This window comes from Saccharomonospora saliphila YIM 90502, from assembly GCF_000383795.1.
GTDB lineage: Bacteria > Actinomycetota > Actinomycetes > Mycobacteriales > Pseudonocardiaceae > Saccharomonospora > Saccharomonospora saliphila.
Genome location: NZ_KB912660.1, coordinates 58,368 through 65,031 on the forward strand (window position 1 = coordinate 58,368; position 6,664 = coordinate 65,031).

At 72.5% G+C, this 6,664-nt stretch carries 9 protein-coding genes; 5 read left to right on the forward strand and 4 right to left on the reverse strand.

The window, feature by feature from the left end; translation table 11 throughout:
• Window positions 1-814 (forward strand): VOC family protein (locus tag SACSA_RS0110475; RefSeq protein ID WP_157596810.1); only part of this gene is annotated, 814 nt, incomplete at its 5' end.
• 14 nt (window positions 815-828) lie between these two features.
• Here the strand turns inward: SACSA_RS0110475 and SACSA_RS0110480 are convergent.
• Both SACSA_RS0110480 and SACSA_RS0110485 read right to left on the reverse strand, forming a co-directional pair.
• A complete protein-coding gene (locus SACSA_RS0110480; protein WP_028661759.1) occupies window positions 829-1,161 on the reverse strand; it encodes a YnfA family protein in 333 nt (110 codons plus the stop codon).
• A gap of 40 nt (window positions 1,162-1,201) precedes the next feature.
• A complete protein-coding gene (locus SACSA_RS0110485; protein WP_019815694.1) occupies window positions 1,202-2,815 on the reverse strand; it encodes an MDR family MFS transporter in 1,614 nt (537 codons plus the stop codon).
• A 140-nt stretch (window positions 2,816-2,955) separates the two neighbouring features.
• On the opposite strand from SACSA_RS0110485, the gene SACSA_RS0110490 reads away from it, so the two are divergent.
• The 3 genes from SACSA_RS0110490 (at window position 2,956) to SACSA_RS0110500 (ending at window position 4,237) form a co-directional block, all read left to right on the forward strand.
• A complete protein-coding gene (locus tag SACSA_RS0110490; protein WP_019815699.1) occupies window positions 2,956-3,555 on the forward strand; it encodes a TetR/AcrR family transcriptional regulator in 600 nt (199 codons plus the stop codon).
• A gap of 58 nt (window positions 3,556-3,613) precedes the next feature.
• Window positions 3,614-3,946 (forward strand): DUF3140 domain-containing protein, encoded by a 333-nt coding sequence (locus SACSA_RS0110495; RefSeq protein WP_019815702.1) that lies wholly within the window; start codon window positions 3,614-3,616, stop codon window positions 3,944-3,946.
• An 81-nt stretch (window positions 3,947-4,027) separates the two neighbouring features.
• On the forward strand, window positions 4,028-4,237 hold the full coding sequence (locus tag SACSA_RS0110500) for a hypervirulence associated TUDOR domain-containing protein (RefSeq protein ID WP_019815703.1): 210 nt from the start codon (window positions 4,028-4,030) through the stop codon (window positions 4,235-4,237).
• A 20-nt stretch (window positions 4,238-4,257) separates the two neighbouring features.
• On the opposite strand, the gene ilvA is transcribed toward SACSA_RS0110500, so the two are convergent.
• On the reverse strand, window positions 4,258-5,523 hold the full coding sequence (gene ilvA / locus SACSA_RS0110505; protein ID WP_019815704.1) for a threonine ammonia-lyase IlvA: 1,266 nt from the start codon (window positions 5,521-5,523) through the stop codon (window positions 4,258-4,260).
• A 171-nt stretch (window positions 5,524-5,694) separates the two neighbouring features.
• Here ilvA and SACSA_RS0110510 point away from each other — a divergent pair, with 171 nt between their 5' ends.
• A complete protein-coding gene (locus SACSA_RS0110510) occupies window positions 5,695-5,955 on the forward strand; it encodes a GlsB/YeaQ/YmgE family stress response membrane protein (RefSeq protein ID WP_019815705.1) in 261 nt (86 codons plus the stop codon).
• A 72-nt stretch (window positions 5,956-6,027) separates the two neighbouring features.
• Here the strand turns inward: SACSA_RS0110510 and SACSA_RS22430 are convergent.
• Window positions 6,028-6,664, reverse strand: a 637-nt coding sequence (locus SACSA_RS22430) for a TetR/AcrR family transcriptional regulator (RefSeq protein ID WP_019815706.1), incomplete at its 5' end; no start/stop codon positions are given.

Here is a 6,664-nt window from a genome sequence, read left to right on the forward strand (position 1 = left end):
GGTGGACAGTGCCGACCCGCCCCGTTCGGCCCGGCGCGCGCACGCGCTGCTGGCGCCGGCGATCGAACGGACCCGCGACCACGACGAGGCCGACCTCAGCGCGGTGGCCGCGCCGGACGGGACGGCGTTGTTCTTCTGCCGCACCGATTCCCGGGCCGAGGGCGGGTCCACCCGGCGCCGGGGCGGTGCCGAGGCCGACGACTGGCTGTCCGACTTCATCCTCACCGGTGACGGCGGTGTGCCGCTGGCCGGGTTGACCGGGATCGACCACGTGGCGCTGGCGCAGCCGTTCGACTACTACGACGAGGCCACGCTGTTCTACCGCGCCGTGCTGGGCCTGCGTACCCGCTCCAGCGGCGAGTTCGCCGCGCCGTTCGGCCTGGTGCGCACCCGGACAGTGGCCTCCGAGGCCGACCGGGTGCGCCTGGTGCTGCACGGCACCGTGCTGCGCAGGGGAAGCTGGGCGCCCGGTGTGCCCGACCCGCAGCACGTCGCGTTCGCCACCGACGACATCGTCGCCAGCGCCCGCGCCATGCGGGAGCGGCGGGTGCCGCTGCTGTCGGTGCCGGACAACTACTACGACGACCTCGACGCGCGAGTGGAGCTGCCCGCCGAGACCCTCGCCGCGCTGCGGGAGTACGGCATCCTCTACGACGCCGACGAGGCGGGGGAGTTCTTCCACTTCTGTACCGAGGTGCTCGGCTCCCGCGTGTTCTTCGAGGTCGTCCAGCGTGTGGGGGACTACGCCGGCTACGGTGCCGCGAACGCGCCCGTGCGCATGGCCGCCCATCGCGCCGCCCGGCGGGGCCGCTGACGCGTCGGACCGGGTCAGCCGCGCGGGGAGTACATGATGATCGCGACTCCGGCCAGGCAGACCAGTGCGCCGAGCACGTCGAAGCGGTCCGGGCGGTAACCGTCGAGGAGGACGCCCCACGCGAGGGAACCCGCGACGAAGACACCGCCGTAGGCGGCGAGGATGCGGCCGAAGTGGGGATCGGGTTGCAGGGTCGCGACGAAGCCGTACAACCCGAGGGCGAGGACGCCGGCCCCGATCCACAGCAGACCGCGCTGTTCCCGCACGCCCTGCCACACCAGCCAGGCGCCGCCGATCTCGGTGAGCGCCGCGAGCAGGAACAGCGCGACCGAGCGCAGGACGAGCACCGCCGTCTCCTGACTGGCCGAACCGGTTTCGGTGCGCAGCTTACCCGCGGTCGGCCGGTCCAGCAGGCCCGCCCGCGGCACCGGGAACGCCGTCGGAGGCGTTCCCGTCGCCGGTGAGGTCCAGGCTGGTCCGCAGGTCCGCCGGTTTGAGCGCGAGGGCGGCGAGCACACCCACCACGGCGATCGCGGTGGAGAGGAGAAAGATGTGCCCGGTAGCGTCGCCGTAGGCGCCGCGCACGATCTCGCGCATCGGTTCGGGCAGTTCGGCCAGGTTGAGATTGCTCGTGTCCCCGCCCGCCGACGGCGGCACACCGGCCTCTCGCAGACCCCGGGCGATGCGCTGCTCGACCGTGTTCGCCAGCACCGCGCCGAGCACCGAGATGCCGACGGTGCCCCCGAGCGAGCGGAAGAAGGTGATGGACGCGCTGGCCGCGCCGACGTCGCGCAGCGCCACCGTGTTCTGCACCGCGAGGACGAGGTTCTGCATCGACAGGCCGACACCGGTACCGACCAGGACCAGGCCGACGAACACGGTCGCCAACGGCGTGTCCCGCTCCAGTGTGGACAGCACGGCGAACCCGGCGACGAGCACGACCGTGCCCGCGACGATGGGGAGTTTGGTGCGCCCGGTCCTGCTCACCCGCAGCCCCGACAGGGTGGAGGCCACGAGCACGCCGGCCATCATCGGCACCATCAGCAGCCCTGCCTCGGTCGGGTCGTAGCCGCGGGCCACCTGGAAGTACTGGCCGAGGAACACCGCGCCCCCGAACATCGCCATGCCGACGGCGAGACTGGCGAGAATGGCCAGCGCCGGTGTGCGCTGCCGGACGATGTGCAGTGGCACGATCGGTTCGCGGGTGCGCGACTCCCATAGCACGGCGACGGCGAGCAGGAGCACCGCGGGCCCGGCCATCGCGGCGGTCTGCCAGGACAGCCACGCGAACGAGGAATCCACGAACGACACCCAGATGAGCAGCACGCTCACCCCGGTGGCGATCAGGGCCGCGCCGGTGTAGTCGACGTGCACGTCGTCGCGCGCGCGGACGGCGGGCAGCCGCAACGTGCGTTGCAGCACCAGCAGTGCCGCGGCGGCGAAGGGCACCCCGACGAAGAAGCACCACCGCCAGCCAAGCCACGCGGTGTCGGTGATCAGGCCGCCCAGCAGCGGGCCGCTGACCGTGGCCAGGGCCATCACCGCGCCGAGAACGCCGTTGTACCGGCCGCGCTCCTTCGGCGGGATGAGAGCGGCGATCACGGCCTGGACCAGTGCCTGCAACCCGCCCACGCCGAGTCCCTGGAACGCGCGGGCGGCGATGAGCTGCCCGGCGTCCTGGGCGAAGCCGCTGATCAGTGACCCCACCAGGAAGACCGCGATGGCGAGCTGCACCAGCATCTTCTTGCTGTACAGGTCGGCGAGCTTGCCCCAGATCGGCGTCGTCGCGGTCGCGGCCAGCAGTGTCGCGGTGACGACCCAGGTGTACTGGGTCTGTGTACCGTTGAGCGCCCCGATGATGCGGGGGAGCGCGGTCGAGACGATCGTGGAGCTGGTCATCGCGACGAACAGCGCCAGCAGCAGGCCGGTGAGCGGCTTGACGACCCGTGTGCGACCGGATGCCGGCGCGGTGTTCGTGGGCGCGGTGATCGGGGAACTCACACAGCCTCCGGGGTGCGGACGGTCGGAAGGATCGCCGGACGCGGCGAAATGTTTGCCTAGGGCAACTATCCCGTGAAGTTGCCCACTGAGCAAGTTTGCGCATTGAGAAACGAATCACGTCCGGGCCTACGCTGTGCGGGATGGACACGGCGATGGGTCTGCGGGAGCGGAAGAAGAGGGCGCGCACGCAGGCGCTGCACGAGGCGGCGGTGCGGCTGGCGCTGCGACACGGCTACGACAACCTCACGGTGGAGGCGATCGCCGACGCCGCGATGGTCTCCCGGCGCACGTTCTCCAACTACTTCGCGGGCAAGCGGGAGGCGGTCCTGCACGGCGACCGCACCCGGCTGCGCCGCCTGCTCGACACCGTGGCCGCCCGCCCGGCGAGCGAGCGGCCGTGGGAGGCGCTCACCGCCAGCATCCGGGAGCACCTCATCGAGGCCGATCTGGACGACAACGATCCGGCGTGGCTGGAGCAGGCACGGCTGATCCGCGCGCACCCGGAGCTGCTGGCCGAGCAGATCGCCACGTTCGCGTCGTTCGAGCGCGAGCTGGCGCTCGAGCTGGACCGCCGTACCCCCGCGGAGTCGCGCTCGGTGACCGGCGGCCGGGTGATCGCCGGGTGCTTCCTGACCGCGCTGCGGGTCGGCACCCAGACGTGGGTCGACCGGCCCGAGGCCGGCACCCTCGCCGAACTCACCGCGCAGGCCCTCGCCGAGGCGGGACGGGCCCTGCCCTGAGAGCCCACCCCGCGCGTGCCCGCCCGCGTGAACCCGTCCGGGGTGGGTAATCGCGGGTATGGACACCGAACGGGTCCGCGCGGAGTTCGAGGCCGAGGTCAACATGTCACCGTCCGAGCTGGAGCGCTGGCTCGCGACCGGCTCGTCGGCCGAGGTGGGGCAGCACCACGGCGCCGAGGAGTCGGTCGGGCACCGCTCCGGTCGGCGAATCGTCGAGATCCTGCGCACCAACCGCGCCGATCTCTCCGCCGACGACTACGAGCACATGCGCGCCGTGGTCGGCTACATCCACCGGCACCGCGCCCAGCGGCCGTCGGGCGACGTACGCGACACCCGCTGGCGGTACTCACTGATGAACTGGGGGCACGATCCCCTCAAGGACACGCGGTGACCCCCGTCCGCCGCAGGAGCAGAGGACCGAGGCGTCCGGCTGAGGCCGGACGGCGGCGGGGGCGGAGGAAGGAGACCGAGGATGCGCGAGTTCACCAAGGGTGACCGGGTCCGCTGGGACGCGGGCAACCAGAGTTCGGTGGGCACGGTCGAGGAGAAGATCACGTCGGACACGGAGGCGGGCGGGCGCACGGTGCGGGCCTCCGCCGAGCACCCGCAGTATCTCGTGCGCAGTGAGAAATCGGGTAAGACGGCGGTGCATCACCCGGACAAGCTGCACCCGGCGGACTGAGCGCCCGTGGCGCTTCCGGCTCAGGTCAGGAACGTGAACAGCGGGCTGTCCGGGGCGATGCGCTCGACGCGGTGCGGGATCCGTTCCATCCGCGCCAGCACGGCGGCGAGGTTCTCCGCCGCGCCGAGTTCGATGCCCACCAGGGCGGGGCCGGTCTCGCGGTTGTTGCGCTTGACGTACTCGAAGAGGGTGATGTCGTCGTCGGGGCCGAGGACGTCGTCGATGAACCGGCGCAGCGCGCCCGGCTCCTGCGGGAACTCCACGAGGAAGTAGTGCTTGCGCCCCTCGTAGATCAATGCGCGCTCGACGATCTCGGCGTACCGGCTGACGTCGTTGTTGCCGCCGGAGAGCACGCACACCACGGTCGCACCGGGCGCCAGGCCCAGCTCGGGGCCGAGCGCGGCGGAGGCGAGCGCGCCCGCGGGCTCGCTGATGATGCCGTCGGCCTGGTACAGGTCGAGCATCTCGACGCAGATGCGGCCCTCGGGCACGGTCACCAGCGTCGGCCGCGTGCGGGCCGCGATGGCGTGGGTGTGCGTGCCGACAGTGCGCACGGCGGCGCCGTCGACGAACGGGTCGAGATCGTCCAGCGGCGCCGGAGCGCCGCGTTCGAGAGCCAGCGCCATGCTCGGCGCGCCCCGCGGCTCGGCACCGATCACCGAGACCTCGGGGGCGGTCTCGGCCAGCCACGCCAGCGTGCCCGCGAGCAGGCCGCCACCGCCGACCGGTACCACGACGGCATCGGGAGGATGCCCGAGCTGATCGACGATCTCCCGCGCCACGGTGGCCTGCCCCGCGATCGTGCGGGGATCGTCGAACGGTGGGATGAGCACCGCGCCCGATTCCTCCGCGTCACGGTGGGCGGCCGAGGCGGCGTCGTCGTAGGTGTCGCCGTCGACCACCATGCGCACCTGCTTGTCGCCCAGCCAGGCGATCCGGTCCCGCTTCTGCTTCGGCGTCGTGCGGGGCAGGTAGACCCGGGCCCGCACCCCGAGCGCGGCGCACGCGAAGGCCACGCCTTGGGCGTGATTGCCCGCGCTCGCGCACACCACCCCCTGCGCGCGCCGCTCCTCCGGAAGGCGACTGATCAGGTTGTAGGCGCCGCGCACCTTGTAGGAGCGCACGGGCGTGAGGTCCTCGCGCTTGAGCCAGACGTTGAGGTCGTGGTGGCGGGACAACCGCTCGTTGCGGTGCAACGGCGTCGGCGGCAGCACGTCGGCGAACCGCCGGGCGGCCTCGGTGGCGTCCGCGGCCGTGACGGCACCCACCGCGCCGTGCTCACTCACGTCGCTGCCTCCCGAGCCCCGGTTGCGTGCGCCTGCTGAAACGCCACCGACCACGCTAGCAGTACGACCGCGCCGCTGATCCCGCCCGGCCCGGTGCCGTGGCCCGCTTCTCCGGGTCACGCCCGGCGTGGTTGTCGCCCGGACGGGCGATGCGTCTCCTACGGTGAGCCGATGGGAATTCTCGGATGGATCGTGCTCGGCCTGCTGGCCGGGGTGATCGCGAAGATGCTGATGCCGGGCAAGGACCCCGGTGGGTGCCTGCTGACGATCCTGCTCGGCGTCGGAGGCGCGCTGCTGGGCGGCTGGCTCGGCCGCACCCTGTTCGACGTCGACCTCGGCACGTTCTTCGACCTGCGCACGTGGGGCCTCGCCATCGCGGGCTCACTGGTGATCCTGTTGATCTACCGCCTGGCGTTCACGCGGAACCGCTAGACCTCCCCTTCGTGCCGGCCGGGGTCGGACGTGGCGCGCCGTGCCACGCCGGCCCCGGTCGTGCGGTCGGCTCTACTCCGGTGCGCCGGCCAGCAGGGCGGTGAGCGTGTCCCGGAGCACGGCCTCCGCGTCGTCGACGCCGAGTCCGAGGTCGTCGCGGCACGCGGACCACGCGGGCCAGGAGGACGCGGTGAGCAGCGCGTGCAGCAGCCGGTCCCGCCGTGCGCCCTCCCTGGCCAGCTCCGGAGCGAACATCTCCTCGATCTCGGCACGGTGGTGCGCGGTGTGCCGGTCTCGGTTGCGGCGGATCTGCGCGGAGAACGGCAACCACAGCTGGGCGGCGCGGGAGATCCCCGCGATCGCCTCCAGCATCCGCGCACGCCTCCGGCTGAACCGCGCGACCCGCTCGGTGACGGTCCCGTCCGTGGTCAGAGGGCCGGCGTCGGCGTACTGGAGCCGCAGGGTCTTCTCGCCCGCCGCCGCGAACAGTTCCTCCCGGTCGGCGAAGTGGGTCCACAGGGCCCGCCGGGACACGCCGGCCCGCTCGGCGATCCGCACACCCGTCGGTCGCAGGTCCCCGTCCAGCAGCAGCGACACGTGCGCGTCGATGATCGCCTGACGGGTGCGCTCGGCGCGCCGGGTCCGGCCGTCCGGACTCGCGGACGACGGCGGACGCGCCGGGTCGGCACGGTGCTGGTCCGGAGACGCC